Consider the following 17,706-nt stretch of genomic DNA (forward strand, 5'->3'; position numbering starts at 1 on the left):
AGCCGCCGCCGTCGGACACCTCTCCGGCGTAGCGACACGCGGCGGGCCCCGCTCACCGAGTCGGTGAGCGGGGCCCGTGTCGTTTCCGCGTCGCGGGACTACTGGCCGGCGAGAACCGCCTCGGCGTCCAGCGTGACGCCGACGGCCTCGACCACGGCGGCGATCTTGAACGCCTCCTGGATCGTCTCGCGGTCCACACCGGCCTTGCGGAGCACCTGCTCGTGCGAGTCCAGGCACATGCCGCAGCCGTTGATGGCGGAAACCGCGAAGGACCACAGCTCGAAGTCGACCTTGTCGACGCCCGGGTTGCCGATGACGTTCATCCGCAGGCCGGCGCGCAGGGTGCCGTACTCGTGGTCCGACAGCAGGTGCCGGGTGCGGTAGAAGACGTTGTTCATCGCCATGACGGCGGCGGCCGACTTGGCGGCCGAGTACGCCTCGGGCGTGAGGTTCGCCTTCGCCTCCGGCTCCAGCTCACGCAGCACGATGGGGGAGCGCGAGGCGATGGCGGTCGCCAGCACGGTGCCCCACAGCTGCTGCGCCGGGAGGTCGGAGTTGCCGATGACCGAACCCAGGTTGAGCTTCAGGTCCTTGGCGTAGTCCGGAACGGCGGACTTCAGGGAATCGAGGGACATGTCAGCTCACTCTCCCGAAAGCAGCGCGACGGGGTCGAGGGTCTCGTCGCCCTTGCTCCAGTTGCACGGGCAGAGCTCGTCGGTCTGCAGGGCGTCGAGGACCCGCAGGACCTCCTTGGGGTTCCGGCCGACCGAGCCGGCGGTCACCATGGTGAACTGGATCTCGTTGTTCTGGTCCACGATGAACACGGCGCGCTTGGCGAAGCCGTCCTCGCCCTCGATGCCGAGGTCGCGCATCAGCTCGTGGCGGGAGTCCGCCATCATCGGGAACGGCAGGTCGGTCAGGTCCGGGTGGTCCTTGCGCCAGGCGTGGTGCACGAACTCGGAGTCGCCGGAGAAGCCGAGGACCTGGGCGTCACGGTCGGCGAACTCGTCGTTCAGCTTGCCGAAGGCGGCGATCTCGGTCGGGCACACGAAGGTGAAGTCCTTGGGCCATGCGAAGACGACCTTCCACTGACCCTCGTAGGTCTTGTGGTTGATCTGCTGGAACTCCTTGCCCTTCTCCAGCGAGACGCAGGCGGTCAGATCGAACTCGGGGAACTTGTCACCGACAGTGAGCACGCGCTCTCCAAAAATGCAGCGAAGAAACACCCATTTTGCGAGTGTTTCCCATGGGTTGGACGTTATTGATGTTGGCACAGGGTGCATTGATTAGTGAAATAGCTACACTCGGTCGAGTTGATCGGAGGTGGCTATTAGTGTCCGGTAAGAAGAGGCAGCCCAGCCTCGCCCAGCTGCGGGCTTTCGAAGCGGTCGCCGAGCATCTGCACTTCCGCGATGCCGCCGCCGCTATCGGCATGAGCCAGCCCGCGCTCTCCGGCGCCGTTTCCGCCCTGGAGGAGACACTGGGTGTCACCCTCCTGGAGCGTACGACGCGCAAGGTACTGCTCTCGCCCGCCGGGGAACGGCTCGCGGTACGGACGAAGGCGGTACTGGCGGAGGTCGGCGCGCTGCTGGAGGAGGCGGAGGCGGTGCGGGCGCCGTTCACCGGGGTGCTGCGGCTCGGGGTCATCCCGACGGTGGCGCCGTATCTGCTGCCGACGGTGCTGCGGCTGGTCCACGACCGCTATCCGGACCTGGACCTCCAGGTCCACGAGGAGCAGACGGCGAGCCTGCTGGACGGTCTCACGTCCGGCCGCCTCGACCTGCTCCTGCTGGCGGTACCGCTCGGCGTCCCCGGGGTGACGGAGCTCCCGCTCTTCGACGAGGACTTCGTGCTCGTCACCCCCCTCGACCACCGGCTCGGCGGCCGGGAGGGCATCGAGCGGGCGGTGCTGCGCGAGCTGAAGCTGCTGCTGCTCGACGAGGGGCACTGCCTGCGCGACCAGGCACTCGACATCTGCCGTGAGGCGGGCCGCGCGGGCGTCCCGGCGACGACGACGGCCGCCGGTCTGTCGACGCTGGTGCAGCTGGTGGCGGGCGGCCTGGGCGTGACGCTGCTGCCGCGTACGGCGGTCCGGGTGGAGACGTCGCGCTCCAGCCAGCTCCTCACCGGTTCCTTCGCCGACCCGGCCCCCACCCGCCGCATCGCCCTCGCCATGCGCACGGGTGCGGCGCGCTCCGCGGAGTACGAGGAACTGGCCGCGGCCCTTCGCGAGGCGATGGAGGACCTGCCGGTACGGACGGTGCACGGCTGAGGGCACGCCGCCCCCGGCGTGCCCTCGGTCCCGCGTGCCCTCGGCCCGGACGCGCCGGGAACCTACTCCGTGCGCAGTCCCTCCGGCCGCATCAGCCGCAGCAGCGGTGGCAGGCTGAACAGGGTCACCGCCAGGACGACCCCGGCGCCGATGCCGGTCATGGTCAGGACGCCGGCCCAGTCGACGCCGACCGGGGTGTTCGTCATCTTCAGCAGTACCGTGCCCAGGGTCAGGCCCACCACCGTGGCCAGCAACAGGCCGAGCGCGATGGGAATCGCCGTCTGCCACAGCACCGACAGGCTGAGCGTGCGCCGCCGGGTGCCGAAGGCGACCAGGGCCGACAGCAGCTTCTTCCGCTCGCGCAACTGCTCCAGCTGCGAGACCAGCAGACTTACCCCGATCAGCGCCAGTACGCACGCCGCCCCGACGAACAGACCGGTGCGGATGGCGTCGAACCGGCCGGTCCGCTCCGTTTCCGCCCAGGTCACGGTGTCCGCCAGCGGATCGATGCCCGCCGCTGCCGTCCGTACCCGGTCGTGCACGTCCGCCACCGACTCGTCCAGCTTGAGGAAGGCATGGCCGGTCAGGGCCGGCGCGAGCGCGTCCGGCATCGCCTTCGGGGTGAACAGGAAGCCGCCCCGGTCGGTCCCGGCCAGCAGCCCCTTGCGCGGCTTCGCCGCCTTCACGCCCTGCGGCACCGCCCAGGGGATCTCCTTGCTCTTCGGGCCACCCTCGTACGAGGGGTCCACGTAGAACTTCCGGCCCGGCGCGGCCAGCTTCGTCATGTCCTCATCGCCGTCCCACTCGGCGCCGTGGACGGCGAACAGGTCCCCGTCGGTGCAGGAGTCGATGCGGGCCATCGCCCGCAGCGACGCGCAGTCGCCCACGGTCACCGTCGTGCCGTGCTCCGGGTCCTTGGGGCGGTCGCCGAGATAGCCCTCGGAGTAGCCGTAGACCGCCTTCACGCCCTCGGTGTCCCGGAGCTTGTCGGCCGCCGTGGCCACCAGCAGGTCGCTCGGCAGGACGACCTCCATCTGTGCCTGCGCGAGGTCCTGCCCGGTGGACCTGGTGTAGTCGTCGTCCACGCCGACGAACAGCATCTGCAGCGCGATCGCCCCCGCGACGGCCACCGCGATCCCGTTGACCATGCGGGCCGCCGTACCGCTGCTCATCTGCAGCCTGCGCACGGCCAGCTGCCAGGCCACGCCGCCCGAGCCGAGCCGGGCGACGACGGTCTCCACGATCCACGGCAGCAGCGCGGTCACGCCAACCAGGAGCAGGACGACGCCTCCGGTCACCAGGTACTGGTTGAAGTCGCCGTTGTCCCGCCCGTTGCCGATCATCGGGTAGAGCATGGCCAGACCGGCCAGCGGCAGCAGCAGCCGCCACCACAGGCGGCGCCGTGCCGGCCGGCCCGCGCGGACCACGCCGAGCGGTTCGATGACCACCCCGCGCAGCGCGAACAGCGTCACCAGCACCGCCGCCGCCGGCACCGCGACCCCGACCAGCAGGGCCAGCAGCGGCGACGGGTTGAGGTAGCTCGGGAACACACTGATGCGGAAGACCTCGGCGGTGCCCGCGAGCCGGCGTCCGATCATGAAGAACACGGCGCCGAAGACCAGCCCCAGCACGGCGCCCGCCATCGCCTCGCCCGCGGCGATCCGCCGGGTCATACCACCGTCCGAGCCCACCAGCCGCAGCGCGGCGAGCCGCCGGTCCCGCCGCTCGCCGCCGAACCGCACGGCCGCGGCGATGAACACCGCGACCGGTGTCAGCAGCACCACGAAGACGACGAGGATCAGCAGGAGCAGGACCGGGTCGGACCGCTCGGACGACGGATCCGGATCGCCGAACCGGTCGATACGGGCGATCGAGCCCCCGTCGATGTGCGACGCGAGGTCGTCGGCGCCCCGGTAGAAGGCGAGTTCGGCCGAGCCGATCAGCCCGCTCTCCCCGATGGTGCCGACGATCCGGTCCGGCAGCCGCTCGCGCAGCAACGCGCCGGAGTCCGACTCCAGCAGCTTCTTCAGCGCGGGGGAGACCACCATCTCCCCGACCGCGGGGAACTTCTCCACCCCCGGCGGCAGCGGCGCCCGCGGCCCCTCGGGGTCCAGGGCCCGGCCGCGGACACTGTCGTCGCGGAAGTCCGAGCCGACGTCGGCGACCACGAGGGTGTCGTCGGCCTTCGGCAACTGCTCGGAGGAGAAGGTGATGTCGGTACGGGCCGCCTCCCGGTCGTGCCGGACGGCCAGCGCGTTCGGGATCGCCGTCGTCAGCAGGAGCAGCGCCACGCCGAGTCCGACACCGACGGCCGTCAGCACGGCCCGGGTCCAGCCCTCGCGCCCGCCGGTGAAGGCGAAGCGGACGCCCATGGCCAGGTCCCGGGCCCACTGCCGCACGCTCATACGACCCGCTCCATGTCCCGGGACTTGCCGTCCCGTACGACGACCTCGCGGTCGGAGTAGGCGGCCACCCGTGCCTCGTGCGTGACAAGGACGACGGCGGCGTTGGTGGAGCGGGCGGCGTCCGTGAGGAGTTCCATCACGCGCTCGCCGTTGAGGGAGTCCAGTGCGCCGGTCGGTTCGTCGGCGAAGAGGACACGGGGGTCGGTCACCAGCGACCGCGCCACCGCGACCCGCTGGCCCTGACCGCCGGAGACCTCGCCGGGCCGCTTCTTGCGCAGGTCGTCGACCTCCAGGCGCTCCATCCAGGTCAGCGCGGCCCGCTCGGCCTCCTTGCGGGAGGTGCCGTTGAGCCGCAGCGGAAGGGCGACGTTCTCGACGCAGGTCAGCTCCGGCACGAGCTGCCCGAACTGGAACACGAACCCGAAGTCCGAGCGGCGCAGCGCACTGCGCTGGGAGTCGTTCATGGCGGACAGCTCACGCCCGTTGTACGTGATCGTCCCCGAGTCGGGCGGCACGATGCCGGCCAGGCAGTGGAGCAGCGTCGACTTGCCGGACCCGGAGGGGCCCATCACGGCGACGACCTCGCCGGGGTGGATGGAGAACTCCGCGCCGTCGAGGGCGAGGGTCGGGCCGTAGGCCTTGCGCAGCTGCTCGGCCGAGAGCAGCGAACCTGCGGGAGGAGTCATCGGGCCACCGCCTCACGGAGCTTGTCGAGGCGTGCCGCGGTCAGCTCCAGCCACCGCAGGTCGGCCTCCAGATGGAACAGGGCGTGGTCGCAGATGAGCTGGTCGGCGAGGTCGCCCTTGCGCTTGCGGTCGGTGAGGATCCGCATGCCGCGCAGATGCTCCGAGCGCTGCGTGTCGAGGATGTCGGCGGCTTCGCGGTGGGTGAGCAGCGCGAGGACGACCTTGGTGTAGAGCGTCGACTGGAGATACGGCTCGGGCTTCTCGGGCGTGGCGAGCCACTGCTGTACGTCGGTGATCCCCGCGTCGGTGATCGCGTACCGCTTGCGCTCGGGGCCCCCGCCCGCCTCGATGCCGTCGACGACGACGAGGCCGTTCTTCAGCAGGCGGGACATCGTCGAATAGACCTGGCCGTAGTGCAGCGGCCGGTCGTGACCGAACTTCTCGTCGAAGGCGCGCTTCAGGTCGTAACCGTGGCGCGGCCCGGACTCCAGGAGTCCCAGGAGGGTGTGACCGATGGACATGCGGAGCACTCTACACACGGTGTATACGCGCAATGTATACGCCCGGTGCGGAGATGGTGGCGGGGCGTACGGGACCGCAGGTCGGGGGCGATTGTCACGGTTCCGTGACGACGGAGGCCGCGCCTCCGCATGGCGCGGTGGCGCGGCCTGCCCGGCTTCGTCACGACGGTGGCGTGGGCCCGGGTCCCGGCCCCGGACCCCTGGGCGGGCGCCCTCGGCGCGGCAGCGGTCCCGCGTCCCCGGGCAGCCGGCCCGCCTCCGCCAGTGCCCTGCGGAGCAGGAACTCGATCTGGGCGTTGGCCGAGCGCAGCTCGTCGCCCGCCCAGCGGGCCAGCGCCTCGTACACCTGCGGGTCCAGCCGCAGCAGCACCTGCTTGCGCTGCTGCTGCGGCCGACGCTTCGGGGCCGGGTCCTCGGACGGGGAGCCCTGGGAGGGGGAGCCCTCGGACCCGGAGCCCTGGGACGGGGAACCCTCGGACGGGGTCGTCACTGGTAGAGCGTCCCCGTGTTCAGGACCGGCTGGGCGGCGCGGTCCCCGCAGAGTACGACCATCAGGTTGGACACCATCGCCGCCTTGCGCTCGTCGTCCATCTCCACGATGCCCTGCTCGCTGATCCGGGCGAGCGCCGCCTCGACCATGCCGACCGCGCCGTCCACGATCTGGCGCCGGGCCGCGACCACCGCGCCGGCCTGCTGCCGCTGGAGCATCGCCGAGGCGATCTCCGGGGCGTACGCGAGGTGCGTGAAGCGGGACTCGATGATCTGCACCCCGGCCGCCTCCACGCGCGCGTGCAGCTCGACGGCGAGCTTCTCGGTGATCTCCTCGGCGTTGCCGCGCAGCGAGAGGCCGTCCTCGTCGTGGGCGTCGTAGGGGTACTCGATGGCGATGTGCCGCACGGCCGCCTCGGTCTGGGTGGAGACGAACTCGATGTAGTCGTCCACCTCGAAGGTGGCCTGCGCGGTGTCCTCCACCCGCCACACCACGACGGCGGCCAGCTCGATGGGGTTGCCGTAGGCGTCGTTCACCTTCAGGACGGCCGTCTCGTGGTTGCGCACCCGCGTCGAGATCTTGGTGCGCGAGGTGAGGGGGTTCACCCAGCGCAGCCCGTCCTGCCGGATCGTGCCCCGGTAGCGCCCGAAGAGCTGGACCACTCGGGCCTCGCCCGGCGCCACCATGTTCAGTCCGCACATCGCGAGGAACGCGGCCAGGGCGACCACGATGCCCGCGACGATCAGCGCGGCCTTCGCTCCGGCCGCCGCGGTAGCCGTCGCGGTGGCGATCAGGCCGGCGCCGGCGAGCAGCCCGACCAGCCCCAGCAGTAGCGCGAGGCCACCACCGATGCTGTGCGCCTGCATCTCGCGCACCCGTGGCGCGGGCATCTCGGGTACGTCCGCGCTGACCTGCGAAGTGCCGTTGGTGTCGTGTGTGGACATGGGTGGTCCCCCGTTCCGGCCGGGCGCGCTCGCGCACGCTCAGCGTCTATCGTCGGTCTAGCTAAGTGATATCACTTTACCCGCGCATCGCAACCTTGAACCCCCCTCGTACGTCGGTTCCACAGGAGCGGGTGCTGATTCTCACGTCCGTACAAGGCCGGATCGGCAGCCGTTTGTCATATCTCCCGGTGTTAGCTTTCTGAGCTGACCTGAGCGACGAACCTGTGTGACACGTGAACGAGACGTGGTCACAGATGAACGAAGCGGAGCGGATCGGACCCATGGGACGAGCGGAAGAGAGAAAAGCGCGACAGCGCGGTGGCCGCCGCGCGGCGCCCAGACGCCGCCGTTCCGCGGGAGCGGGCGGGAGCGGTAAGAGCGGCATACGCAGGCTGTTCACCTGGAAGAAGATCCTCGGGACCTTCTTCGGCCTCTGCCTGCTCGGCATGGGCGCCTTCATCGTGCTCTACCTGGTGATCGACATCCCCGCCGCGGGCAACGACGACGCCGACTCGCAGGGCAACGTCTACAAATACAGTGACGGCTCGATCATGGCCCGCAAGGGCTACAACCGCGAGATCGTCGACCTGGCCAAGGTCCCCAAGGACGTCCAGCACACCTTCGTCGCCGCCGAGAACAAGACCTTCTACAAGGACTCCGGCGTCGACCTCAAGGGCACCGCGCGCGGCCTGCTGAACACCCTCTCCGGCAAGGGCGCGCAGGGCGGATCGACGATCACCCAGCAATACGTCAAGAACTACTATCTGACCCAGGACCAGACCGTCACGCGCAAGCTGAAGGAACTGGTCATCTCCCTGAAGCTGGACCGGGAGAAGTCCAAGGACTACATCCTCGCCGGGTACATCAACACCAGCTACTACGGCCGCGGCGCCTACGGTATCCAGGCCGCCGCCCAGGCCTACTACCGCGTCGACGCCGAGGACCTGACGGTCGAACAGGGCGCCTACCTCGCCGCGCTGCTCCAGGCGCCGAACCAGTACGACTGGGCAATCGCCAGCGACACCGGCAAGAAGCTGGTCCAGCAGCGCTGGAACTACGTCCTGGACAACATGGTCGAGCAGAAGTGGCTGGGCCAGGCCGACCGCCAGAACATGGAGTTCCCGGTCCCCGAGGTGCCCAAGCCCGCTCCCGGGATGGAGGGCCAGACCGGGTACCTGGTCGAGGCTGCCAACACCGCGCTCAAGAAGCAGCTCGTCGGCCAGGGCACCGCCGAGGACATGAAGCAGGCCGACGCTCTGGTGGACGCCGGCGGCTGGACGGTCACGCTCAACATCGACAAGAAGAAGCAGGCCGCGCTGGAGAAGTCGGTCACGACCCAACTCACCAGCAAGCTGGATCCCGAGAAGCGTGAGGTCGACGCCGACGTCCAGGCCGGTGCCGTCTCCGTGGACCCGAAGACGGGCGGTGTCGTGGCGATGTACGGCGGCGTGGACTACGTGAAGCACTTCCGGAACAACGCCACCCGCGACGACTACCAGCCCGCCTCCACCTTCAAGCCGGTGATCCTCGCCGCGGCCGTCGACCAGGACGCCGAGACCCAGGACGGCGTGCCGATCACGGCCAACACGATGTACGACGGCACGAGCAAGCGCCCCGTGATGGACGGCGACCAGGAGGTCGGTTTCGCGCCCCCGAACGAGGACGACGTCGACTACGGCGACATCGACGTCCAGGAGGCGATGAACAAGTCCGTCAACTCCGTCTTCGCGCAGATGGGCATCGACGTCGGCATGCCCGAGGTCGTGAAGGTCGCGGGCGAGCTGGGCATGGAGACCGAGGGCATGGACCCCGTGCCCGCGCAGACCCTCGGCAGTATGGGCGCGAGCCCGCTGGAGATGGCCGGCGTCTACGCCACCTTCGACAACCACGGCAAGAAGGTCACCCCGGCCGTCGTGAAGTCGGTCGAGCACAACTCCCGCAAGGTCGAGTTCCCCGACCCGATCGGCGAGCGGGTCATCAGCCGCGAGGCCGCCGACACGGTGACCTCCGTACTCACCGGCGTGGTCAACGACGGAACGGCCAAGAAGTCCGTGCGGGAGAATCCGCTGCGCGACGGCCAGCAGGTCGCCGGCAAGACGGGTACGTCCGACAACAACAAGTCGGCCTGGTTCACCGGTTTCACGCCCGGGCTGGTCACCTCAGTCGGCCTGTTCGGTGAGGACTCGAAGACGTTCGCCCAGGTCCCGATGTACAAGGCGGGCGGCGTCGACTACCGAGTGAACGGTGGTGGCTTCCCCGCGGAGATCTGGGCGGCGTACACCTTCGGCGTCATGGGCGAGGTCACCGAGTTCGACCTGGAGACCAAGCAGGGCGCCGCGGTGAAGCCGAGCAGGTCGCCGTCGGCCCCCGAGTCGCCGACCCAGTCGCCGTCCGAGGAGCCGACGACCGAGGAGCCGACGACCGACGAGCCGACGACCGAGGCGCCCCCGTCCGACGAGCCGACGACCGACGAGCCGACGACCGAGGAGCCGACTCAGTCCCCGTCCAACAGCCCGTCGACCGAACCACCGCCGACCGGCGGGGAGGCCACGGAGCCGGAGAACCCGCTCTTCCCGGACGGGGACCGGCAGGAGCGATAACCGACTGTAGGAACGCGCGAAGGGCGCCCGGTGACCACTACCGGGCGCCCTTCGCGCGAGGCTGCCTCACCCCCGGTTCAGCTCGAACCAGACCACCTTCCCGGTGCTCAGCCGCGTCGCTCCCCAGCGCCGGGCCAGCCGGTTCACCAGGTACAGCCCGCGTCCGCCCTCGTCGGTCGCCCGTGCCTGCCGCAGCCGAGGCAGCTGCGGCACGTCGTCGCCGACCTCGCAGCGCAGCACGTCCGTGCGCAGCAGCCGCAGTGTGACCGGCTTGGTGGCGTACCGCACGGCGTTGGTCACGACCTCACTGACCAGCAGCTCGACGGAGTCGGTGAGGTCCTCCATGCCCCAGCGGGCGAGGGCGCGCCGGGCCAGGCGCCGGGCCCGGCCGGGGGCGGTGTCATCGGGCTCCAGGAACCAGTACGCCACGTCGCTGGGCGCGATGCCGTCGAAGCGGGCGGCGAGCAGCGCGATGTCGTCGTCCCGGTCGCCGGGGCCGAGCATGTCCAGCACCTCGTCGCACAGGGCTTCCAGAGGCGGCGGATGGTCCGGACCGGTGAGCTGCGCGGTCGCCGCGAGGCGCTCCCGCAGCTGCTCTATGCCGGTCCACACGTCCCGCAGCCGGGACTCGACCAGCCCGTCCGTGTAGAGGAGGAGGGTCGCGCCGGCTGGGGCGTCCAGCTCTACGGCCTCGAAGTCCACGCCGCCGACCCCGATGGGGGCGCCCGCGGGCACCCGCAGGACCTCGGCGTGGCCGCCCAGGTGCAGCAGGACGGGCGGCGGGTGTCCGGCGTTGGCGACGGTGATGCGGTGCGATACCGGGTCGTACACGGCGTACAGGCAGGTCGCCATGCGGTCGGTGCCCAGACGCTGTGCCTGCTCGTCGAGGTGGTGCAGCACCTCCTGCGGGGGCAGGTCGAGCCCGGCCAGGGTCTGCGCGGTGGTCCGCAGCTGGCCCATGATGGCCGCCGACGTCATGGAGTGGCCCATGACGTCACCGACGACCAGCGCGACCCGGCTGCCGGGCAGCGGGATGGCGTCGTACCAGTCGCCGCCGACCCGCGCCGTCTCGGCGGCCGGCAGGTAGCGGGAGGCCAGCCGGACGCCGGTGCAGCGCGGCAGGTTCTCCGGGAGCATGGTGCGCTGCAACTCGTCGGCGATGTACGCCTCACGCCCGTACAGCACCGCCTTGTCGATGCCGAGGGCGCTGTGCGTGGCGAGCTGGGCGGCGACCAGCAGGTCGTCGGCCTCGAAGGCGACGCGCTCCGGGCCGCGCAGGAACAGGGCGGCCCCGATCACCCGGCGCCGGCCGCGCAGTGGCGCGAGGATCGCCCGCCGGCCGTCGGGTACGGCGAAGTCCCGGCCGTCACCGAGCAGTTCGGGCAGGGCGGCGCGGGCGGCGGGCGTGTCCGTGAAGACCGGTCGCACGCCGCGCAGCACCTCGGCGAGCGCGCTGCCCGGCCGCACCTCGCACAGCTCGGAGCCGACCGTGTCCAGCTCCGAGGGCTCGGGCTGGGCCGCGGGCGTGAAGCCGCTCTCGGTGTCCCGCTCGGCCGGTATCCGGTCGGTGCGGCGCAACCGCAGCACGAGGGGGCCCGTGGGCCGCTCGTCGCCGACCGGCAACGGCTCGCGCAGATAGACGAGGATCGCGTCCGCGAACGTCGGCACGGTGGCCCGGCACAGCCCCATCACGATCTCGTCGAGGTCCATGCCCCGGGCGATCCGCCGGGTCGCGGCTCCCACGAACCGCAGCCGGTCACCGTCCCGCCGCATGGGCGTGGGCTGTCCCGGCGCGGTGGGCTGCCCGGTACGGCGGTCCGGTTCCAGCGGCGCGCCACGGCGCTCCGCCCCCGCCGGTGTCGCGGAACCGGGTACGGCTCCGGGGACGGTTCCCGCCCCGGTCTGCGCGCCGCCGGGCTGGGCCGGGACGCCGTCGGACGTGGGCCGCGGGCGGTGCGTGTCGGGCTCGGCGGCCTGCTCGGCGCCGGGCTGCGAGTGCTCGAAGGCGCCGGAGGAGTCCGTGCCCGCGTTGGGCGGCGTCTCTCCGGTGCGCCCCTGTGCCGGTAACGCGGCCCCGGGGGCGCGTGGCGGCACGGGGGTATGCAGCAGCGCCCCGCGGGGATCCGCGGGGTCGCCGCCCGTCGGGGGGCGGTCGAAGGAGGTCGGGTGCTCCGTCACGCGTGTCGAATCCATCCGTCCGGGACTGCGCGCGGCGCGTGCAGTTCGTCCCGCAGAAATCCCGATACCCGGAATGCATGCCCCGGGAACGGGATCGCCGCGTGGTCAGAGGCTGTTCCTTTGTCACCGGCGGGCCGTCTGCGGCCCGTATCCGTGTCGCCGTCGTACCTCTCGCTCACGTCCTGCCGCCCCTCGGTGACGATCGGTCAAGCACAGCGCACGCTCCGCCGGTTGGTGCCGCGCTCCCTTGCGGAGGACGATCCTACGTTTCCTGCCCGGGGGCGTATCAAGGGTCTCACGAGGACACGTGCGCGGGCGTGCGGTCCCAGTCCCCGGGCAGCGACGGTACCGGCCAGGACGGATCCGGGCGCCAGTGTTCCCAGCCGTCCGCGAACGGGGAGCCCCAGGCGCGGATCTCCGCCACCGCGGCACGCCCCGCCTTGCGCACCCGCTCGGCGAGCCGGGCGTCCATCAGCCGGTCCCGCTGGGCCTGGGCGAACTCGTCCTCGTCCCGCCAGTGCCAGGTGCGGTCCGGGTGGACGGAGATGTCGAGGAAGTGGTCCTCGGAGTCCACCCCGCCCTCCCAACGGGTCAGCGGCTCCTCCAGGTTCACGTACCAGTTCTTGAACCGCCAGTCCGGATCCCAGAACAGCCACACCGACCAGGGCTCGCCGGGCCGGGCCAGCTTCAGCACACCCGTGCCGAACCACCGGTCGCGCTGCACGGTGCGCGGTTTGGTGTAGCGCGAGACCAGCGGTTCCAGGTGCACGGGCGTGCCGTCGGCGAGTACCGGCTTCACGCAGTCGGTGCCGGGGGCCAGCCACACGGCGAGCAGATCGGCGTCGTCCCGTACGACGGTGACGGGGCGCACGATGTGGACGTGCGGGCCGCCGTTCTCCCGGTACCGCCACAGGATCTGGCTGCCGGGTGCCCAGTACCCCGCCGGGGCCGCCGGACCGCCGTCCTCGGCCCCCGCTTCCGTCGCCGCGCTCACCGCTTCACCGTCTGCCATGGACAGATATTAGGTGCCCTTGCCACCTGACGCGCCGGTGATCGCGGACGAGCGGCCACGCCCACGAGCGTCCGCGGGCGCTCACGCCGGCCGTCCGGTCACGGGCGGGTCATCCGCAGCACGTCCAGTGCCTCGTCCAGCTGCTCGTTCGTGAGGTCGCCGCGCTCGACGTAGCCGCCCTCCAGGACGACCTGACGGATCGTCTTCCGCTCGGCCAGCGCCCTCTTGGCGACCTTGGCGGCCTCCTCGTACCCGATGTACTTGTTGAGCGGCGTGACGACGGAGGGGGACGACTCGGCGTACTCGCGGGCCCGGTCCCGGTGTGCGACGACGCCGTCGACGGTGCGGTCCGCGAGCAGCCGCGAGACGTTCGCGAGCAGCCGGATCGACTCCAGCACGTTCTTGGCGATGACCGGCAGCATGACGTTCAGCTCGAAGTTGCCGGCCGCTCCGGCGGCGGCGACCGTCGCGTCGTTGCCGGTGACCTGGGCGGCGACCATGAGGACCGCCTCCGGGATCACCGGGTTGACCTTGCCGGGCATGATGGACGACCCCGGCTGGAGGTCGGGCAGGGAGATCTCCGCCAGCCCCGTCCGCGGCCCGGACGCCATCCACCGCAGGTCGTTGGCGATCTTCGTCAGGCCGACGGCGATGGTCCGCAGCTGCCCACTCGTCTCGACGATGCCGTCCCGGGCACCCTGCGCCTCGAAGTGGTCGCGCGCCTCGGTCAGCGGCAGCCCCGTCGCGCGGGCCACCTCCTCGATGACGGCGGCGGAGAAGCCGGGCGGGGTGTTGATGCCGGTGCCGACCGCGGTGCCGCCCAGCGGCAGCTCGGCGAGGCGGGGGAGGGACGCCTGAAGCCGCTCGATGCCGTACCGCACCTGGGCGGCGTACCCGCCGAACTCCTGCCCCAGCGTGACCGGCGTGGCGTCCATGAGGTGCGTACGCCCGGACTTCACCACGTCGGCGAACTCCCCGGCCTTGCGCTCCAGGGCGCCGGCGAGGTGGTCGAGGGCCGGGATCAGGTCACGGGTGACGGCGGCGGTCGCGGCGATGTGGATGGAGGACGGGAAGACGTCGTTGGACGACTGGGAGGCGTTGACGTGGTCGTTGGGGTGCACGTCCCGGCCGAGCCGCTCGGAGGCGAGGGTGGCGACGACCTCGTTGGTGTTCATGTTGGACGAGGTCCCCGACCCCGTCTGGAACACGTCCACGGGAAAGTGCTCGTCCCACTTCCCCTCGGCGACCTCCCCGGCCGCCGCCCGGATCGCGCCGGCGACGTCCTTGTCCAGGACGCCCAGCTCGGCGTTGACCTTGGCGGCCGCGCCCTTGATCCGGGCGAGTGCCTCGATGTGCGCGCGCTCGATGCGCTGCCCGGACACCGGGAAGTTCTCCACGGCCCGCTGCGTCTGGGCACGCCACTTGGCGTGGGCGGGAACCCGCACCTCACCCATGGAGTCGTGCTCGGTGCGGTACTCGGTCCTGTCCTGCTCGTCGGCCATCGACGATCACCTCCACGTGTCACAGCGTCCTGGATGCGACCACTGTTCCCCGTGGAGGTGAACCGTCACCGGCCGGGCTCAGGCGAGCCCGGGCCCCCGCACCGGAATGCTCGTGAACGTCGGCGCCGGCGCCGGATCCTGGAAGAAGTCGTTGCCCTTGTCGTCCACCACGATGAACGCCGGGAAGTCCTCGACCTCGATCTTCCAGACCGCCTCCATGCCGAGCTCCTCGTACTCGACGACCTCGACCTTCTTGATGCAGTCCTGCGCGAGGCGCGCCGCCGGTCCGCCGATGGAGCCGAGGTAGAAGCCGCCGTGCGCGTCGCACGCGTCGGTGACCTGCTTGCTGCGGTTGCCCTTGGCCAGCATCACCTTGGAGCCGCCCGCCGCCTGGAACTGCTCGACGTAGGAGTCCATGCGTCCGGCGGTCGTGGGGCCGAAGGACCCGGAGGCGTACCCCTCGGGCGTCTTCGCCGGACCGGCGTAGTACACCGGGTGGTCCTTGAGGTACTGCGGCATCTCCTCGCCCGCGTCCAGCCGCTCCTTGATCTTGGCGTGCGCGATGTCGCGGGCCACGACCAGCGGGCCGGTCAGGGAGAGCCGGGTCTTGACGGGGTGCTTGGTCAGCTCGGCGAGGATGTCGTCCATCGGCTGGTTGAGGTCGACCTTGACGACGTCGCCGGCCTCGTCGAGGTGCTCGTCCGTCGTCTCGGGCAGGAACCGCGCCGGGTCGGTCTCCAACTGCTCCAGGAAGACGCCCTCGGCGGTGATCTTCGCGACCGCCTGGCGGTCCGCCGAGCAGGACACGGCGATGGCGACCGGGCAGGACGCGCCGTGCCGGGGCAGGCGCACCACGCGCACGTCGTGGCAGAAGTACTTGCCGCCGAACTGCGCGCCGATGCCGATCTTCTGGGTCAGCTCGAAGACCTTCTCCTCCAGGTCCTGGTCCCGGAAGCCGTGCCCGAGCTCGGAACCCTCGGCGGGGATCTCGTCCAGGTAGTGCGCGGAGGCGTACTTCGCGGTCTTCAGCGCGTACTCGGCGGACGTGCCGCCGACCACGATCGCCAGGTGGTACGGCGGGCAGGCGGCCGTGCCGAGCGAGCGGATCTTCTCCTCCAGGAACTTCATCATGGAGGCCTCGTTCAGGACGGCCTTCGTCTCCTGGTAGAGGAACGACTTGTTGGCCGAGCCGCCGCCCTTGGCCATGAAGAGGAACTTGTAGGCGCCGCCGTCGGTCGCGTACAGCTCGATCTGGGCGGGGAGGTTGGACCCGGTGTTCTTCTCCTCCCACATGGTGAGCGGAGCCATCTGCGAGTAGCGCAGGTTCAGGTTCTTGTACGCGTCGTAAACACCCCGGCTCAGGGCCTCCTCGTCGCCGCCCGCCGTCAGCACGTTCTGGCCGCGCTTGCCCATGACGATCGCCGTGCCGGTGTCCTGGCACATCGGCAGCACGCCGGCGGCCGCGATGTTCGCGTTCTTCAGCAGGTCCAGCGCCACGAACTTGTCGTTGCCCGACGCCTCGGGGTCGTCGATGATCCGGCGCAGCTGCGCCAGGTGGGCCGGGCGCAGGTAGTGCTGGATGTCGTGGATGGCCTCCTCGGCCAGCTTGCGCAGCGCCTCGGGCTCCACCTTGAGGAAGGTCCGCCCGTCGGCCTCGAAGGTGGAGACACCCTCGGAGGTCACCAGCCGGTACGGAGTGGTGTCCTCTCCCTGGGGGAGCAGATCGGTGTACGCGAACTCAGGCATCTCGCCCATTCCTCACTCGGCATCACGCGCGGCTGGATTCCTCAGCAACGACGGCTCGCCTCCATTGGCAGCGTCCACCAGCGTAAAACCTGCCGCCGGCGACGAGCTTGTGAGGTAAGGCTCAGTAGGCCGCGCGCAGAGGTGCGCACAGTGCCGCGCGCGAAGTCGGGACAAGGTTGCCCGCAGGGGTAGTCGCGATCTATCGCGTTTCGGTACGCTGCAGCCGTGGACCTTCAGAAGCACGCCCAACCGCACGACGCGGCACCGCACGGCACCGCAGCGCACGTCTCCGGGATGCGCGCCTCGGACGCCGACCGTGACCGCGTCACCGACATGCTGCGCGAGGCCCTCGCCGAGGGACGGCTCACCGCCGAGGAGCACGCCGAGCGCGTCGAGGGCGTGCTGGCCGCCAGGACGGTCGGTGAGCTGGACGTCTTCGTGCAGGACCTGCCCGCCGCGCACACCGGGCGGGGCCCGGGCGTCGCTCCGGTCCCCAACCGCCCCACCGCCGGTGCCATCCCGGCCGAAGCCGACGAGAACCTGGTGGCGGTGTTCAGCAGCGCGGTCCGCAAGGGCCGCTGGCGGGCGAGCCGCCGTATCCACGCGTACGCGGTGTTCGGCAGCGTCGAGATAGACCTCAGCGAGGCGGTCTTCGAGCACCAGCAGGTCGTGATCAAGGCGTTCGCGGTCTTCGGCAGCGTCGAGGTGCGCGTCCCGGAGAACGTGTCGCTGCGCGGCGCGGGCGGCGGCGTGCTCGGCAACTTCGAGGTCCACACACTCGACTCGGCCGAGACGGAGGCCCCCGTCATCTATGTGGACGGCTGGGCGGTGCTGGGCAGCGTCGAGGCGCGTCCCAAGCGCGGCAGGGTCGTCGCGGACATCCTCGACCGGGTGCACCGCAAGGTCGACAAGGGTTTGCGCAAGCACTTGTAGCGCGGCCCCGGCGGCGGTTGGAAACCCAGTGCATAGGCGTGCGTACAACGGGTAAGCCTTGACGCATCGTCTCTCGCTCGCGAAGCCGTCGTCAGGAGTAGACCGTGCTGCAACCGCCGCATTCGTCCCTGCAGGTAGCCGCCGTTCCGGCCCAGCGGGTGCCCGTGCGGGACAGGGACCAAGACGCTCCCTGGCACACCGAGGCGGTGTGCCGGCGCGACGAGGCCGGACTGTTCTTCGCACCCTCCAAGGAACCCACCGCCGCCCGCCTTTCCCGCGAGGAGGCGGCCAAGCGCGTCTGCGCGCGCTGTCCGGTCATGGTCGAGTGCCGCGAGCACGCCCTCCTGCAGCCCGAGCCCTACGGCGTCTGGGGCGGCCTCACCGCCGCCGAACGCCGCGTGGTCCTGGCCCGGCGCC

15 protein-coding genes are annotated in these 17,706 nt (G+C 70.9%); 4 read left to right on the plus strand and 11 right to left on the minus strand.

Going from position 1 to position 17,706, the window contains the following annotated elements:
- Positions 1 to 98: 98 nt before the first annotated feature.
- Positions 99 to 635 carry an alkyl hydroperoxide reductase gene (locus EBH09_RS23850; protein ID WP_121748979.1) on the minus strand — a complete coding sequence of 179 codons (537 nt, stop codon included), beginning with the start codon at positions 633 to 635 and terminating at the stop codon, positions 99 to 101.
- 6 nt (positions 636 to 641) lie between these two features.
- Positions 642 to 1,196, minus strand: a complete 555-nt coding sequence (locus EBH09_RS23855; protein ID WP_121748980.1) for a peroxiredoxin — start codon at positions 1,194 to 1,196, stop codon at positions 642 to 644.
- Between the two features lie 137 nt (positions 1,197 to 1,333).
- Between EBH09_RS23855 and EBH09_RS23860 the strand changes: the two genes are divergently transcribed.
- Positions 1,334 to 2,272, plus strand: coding sequence for a LysR substrate-binding domain-containing protein (locus EBH09_RS23860; RefSeq protein ID WP_121748981.1), 939 nt, complete (start codon positions 1,334 to 1,336; stop codon positions 2,270 to 2,272).
- 62 nt (positions 2,273 to 2,334) lie between these two features.
- On the opposite strand, the gene EBH09_RS23865 is transcribed toward EBH09_RS23860, so the two are convergent.
- The 5 genes from EBH09_RS23865 to EBH09_RS23885 all read right to left on the minus strand — a co-directional run bounded on the left by EBH09_RS23865 (position 2,335) and on the right by EBH09_RS23885 (position 7,318).
- Positions 2,335 to 4,677, minus strand: a complete 2,343-nt coding sequence (locus EBH09_RS23865; RefSeq protein WP_193776491.1) for an ABC transporter permease — start codon at positions 4,675 to 4,677, stop codon at positions 2,335 to 2,337.
- Positions 4,674 to 5,363, minus strand: a complete 690-nt coding sequence (locus EBH09_RS23870; RefSeq protein ID WP_121748982.1) for an ABC transporter ATP-binding protein — start codon at positions 5,361 to 5,363, stop codon at positions 4,674 to 4,676. Before EBH09_RS23870 ends, EBH09_RS23865 begins: the two co-directional genes overlap by 4 nt.
- The gene (locus tag EBH09_RS23875; RefSeq protein ID WP_121748983.1) at positions 5,360 to 5,884 is read right to left on the minus strand and encodes a PadR family transcriptional regulator; all 525 of its coding nucleotides are present in this window, start codon (positions 5,882 to 5,884) and stop codon (positions 5,360 to 5,362) included. The genes EBH09_RS23870 and EBH09_RS23875 overlap by 4 nt, the downstream gene beginning before the upstream one ends.
- Positions 5,885 to 6,044: 160 nt before the next feature.
- A complete protein-coding gene (locus tag EBH09_RS23880; protein WP_121749519.1) occupies positions 6,045 to 6,425 on the minus strand; it encodes a hypothetical protein in 381 nt (126 codons plus the stop codon).
- On the minus strand, positions 6,371 to 7,318 hold the full coding sequence (locus EBH09_RS23885) for an SPFH domain-containing protein (protein ID WP_121748984.1): 948 nt from the start codon (positions 7,316 to 7,318) through the stop codon (positions 6,371 to 6,373). Before EBH09_RS23885 ends, EBH09_RS23880 begins: the two co-directional genes overlap by 55 nt.
- Positions 7,319 to 7,599: 281 nt before the next feature.
- Between EBH09_RS23885 and EBH09_RS23890 the strand changes: the two genes are divergently transcribed.
- A complete protein-coding gene (locus EBH09_RS23890) occupies positions 7,600 to 9,918 on the plus strand; it encodes a transglycosylase domain-containing protein (protein WP_193776492.1) in 2,319 nt (772 codons plus the stop codon).
- Between the two features lie 66 nt (positions 9,919 to 9,984).
- Here EBH09_RS23890 and EBH09_RS23895 read toward each other — a convergent pair whose 3' ends face one another.
- The 4 genes from EBH09_RS23895 to EBH09_RS23910 all read right to left on the minus strand — a co-directional run bounded on the left by EBH09_RS23895 (position 9,985) and on the right by EBH09_RS23910 (position 16,356).
- Positions 9,985 to 12,111, minus strand: coding sequence for a SpoIIE family protein phosphatase (locus tag EBH09_RS23895; RefSeq protein ID WP_193776493.1), 2,127 nt, complete (start codon positions 12,109 to 12,111; stop codon positions 9,985 to 9,987).
- Between the two features lie 280 nt (positions 12,112 to 12,391).
- Positions 12,392 to 13,108, minus strand: a complete 717-nt coding sequence (locus tag EBH09_RS23900) for a DUF402 domain-containing protein (protein ID WP_121748986.1) — start codon at positions 13,106 to 13,108, stop codon at positions 12,392 to 12,394.
- Positions 13,109 to 13,206: 98 nt separating this feature from the next.
- Entirely contained in the window at positions 13,207 to 14,610 is a 1,404-nt protein-coding gene (locus EBH09_RS23905) for a class II fumarate hydratase (RefSeq protein WP_121748987.1), read from the minus strand.
- Between the two features lie 78 nt (positions 14,611 to 14,688).
- Entirely contained in the window at positions 14,689 to 16,356 is a 1,668-nt protein-coding gene (locus EBH09_RS23910) for a fumarate hydratase (protein WP_193776494.1), read from the minus strand.
- A 294-nt stretch (positions 16,357 to 16,650) separates the two neighbouring features.
- On the opposite strand from EBH09_RS23910, the gene EBH09_RS23915 reads away from it, so the two are divergent.
- Together EBH09_RS23915 and EBH09_RS23920 are read left to right on the plus strand one after the other, a co-directional pair.
- The gene (locus EBH09_RS23915) at positions 16,651 to 17,289 is read left to right on the plus strand and encodes a DUF1707 domain-containing protein (protein ID WP_121749521.1); all 639 of its coding nucleotides are present in this window, start codon (positions 16,651 to 16,653) and stop codon (positions 17,287 to 17,289) included.
- 104 nt (positions 17,290 to 17,393) lie between these two features.
- Positions 17,394 to 17,706: WhiB family transcriptional regulator (locus EBH09_RS23920; RefSeq protein WP_153182714.1), on the plus strand; the 313-nt coding region annotated here is incomplete at its 3' end.

It is taken from the genome of Streptomyces sp. E2N166, from assembly GCF_003671715.1.
Lineage (GTDB): Bacteria > Actinomycetota > Actinomycetes > Streptomycetales > Streptomycetaceae > Streptomyces > Streptomyces thinghirensis.

Bases quoted from the DNA above. Each gene is read 5' to 3' on its own strand.
- EBH09_RS23865 (WP_193776491.1), bottom strand. From the start codon at position 4,677: ATGAGCGTGCGGCAGTGGGCCCGGGACCTGGCCATGGGCGTCCGCTTC.
- EBH09_RS23905 (WP_121748987.1), bottom strand. From the start codon at position 14,610: ATGGCCGACGAGCAGGACAGGACCGAGTACCGCACCGAGCACGACTCC.
- EBH09_RS23910 (WP_193776494.1), bottom strand. From the start codon at position 16,356: ATGCCTGAGTTCGCGTACACCGATCTGCTCCCCCAGGGAGAGGACACC.
- EBH09_RS23875 (WP_121748983.1), bottom strand. From the start codon at position 5,884: ATGTCCATCGGTCACACCCTCCTGGGACTCCTGGAGTCCGGGCCGCGC.
- EBH09_RS23900 (WP_121748986.1), bottom strand. From the start codon at position 13,108: ATGGCAGACGGTGAAGCGGTGAGCGCGGCGACGGAAGCGGGGGCCGAG.
- EBH09_RS23870 (WP_121748982.1), bottom strand. From the start codon at position 5,363: ATGACTCCTCCCGCAGGTTCGCTGCTCTCGGCCGAGCAGCTGCGCAAG.
- EBH09_RS23915 (WP_121749521.1), top strand. From the start codon at position 16,651: ATGCGCGCCTCGGACGCCGACCGTGACCGCGTCACCGACATGCTGCGC.
- EBH09_RS23885 (WP_121748984.1), bottom strand. From the start codon at position 7,318: ATGTCCACACACGACACCAACGGCACTTCGCAGGTCAGCGCGGACGTA.
- EBH09_RS23890 (WP_193776492.1), top strand. From the start codon at position 7,600: ATGGGACGAGCGGAAGAGAGAAAAGCGCGACAGCGCGGTGGCCGCCGC.
- EBH09_RS23850 (WP_121748979.1), bottom strand. From the start codon at position 635: ATGTCCCTCGATTCCCTGAAGTCCGCCGTTCCGGACTACGCCAAGGAC.
- EBH09_RS23895 (WP_193776493.1), bottom strand. From the start codon at position 12,111: ATGGATTCGACACGCGTGACGGAGCACCCGACCTCCTTCGACCGCCCC.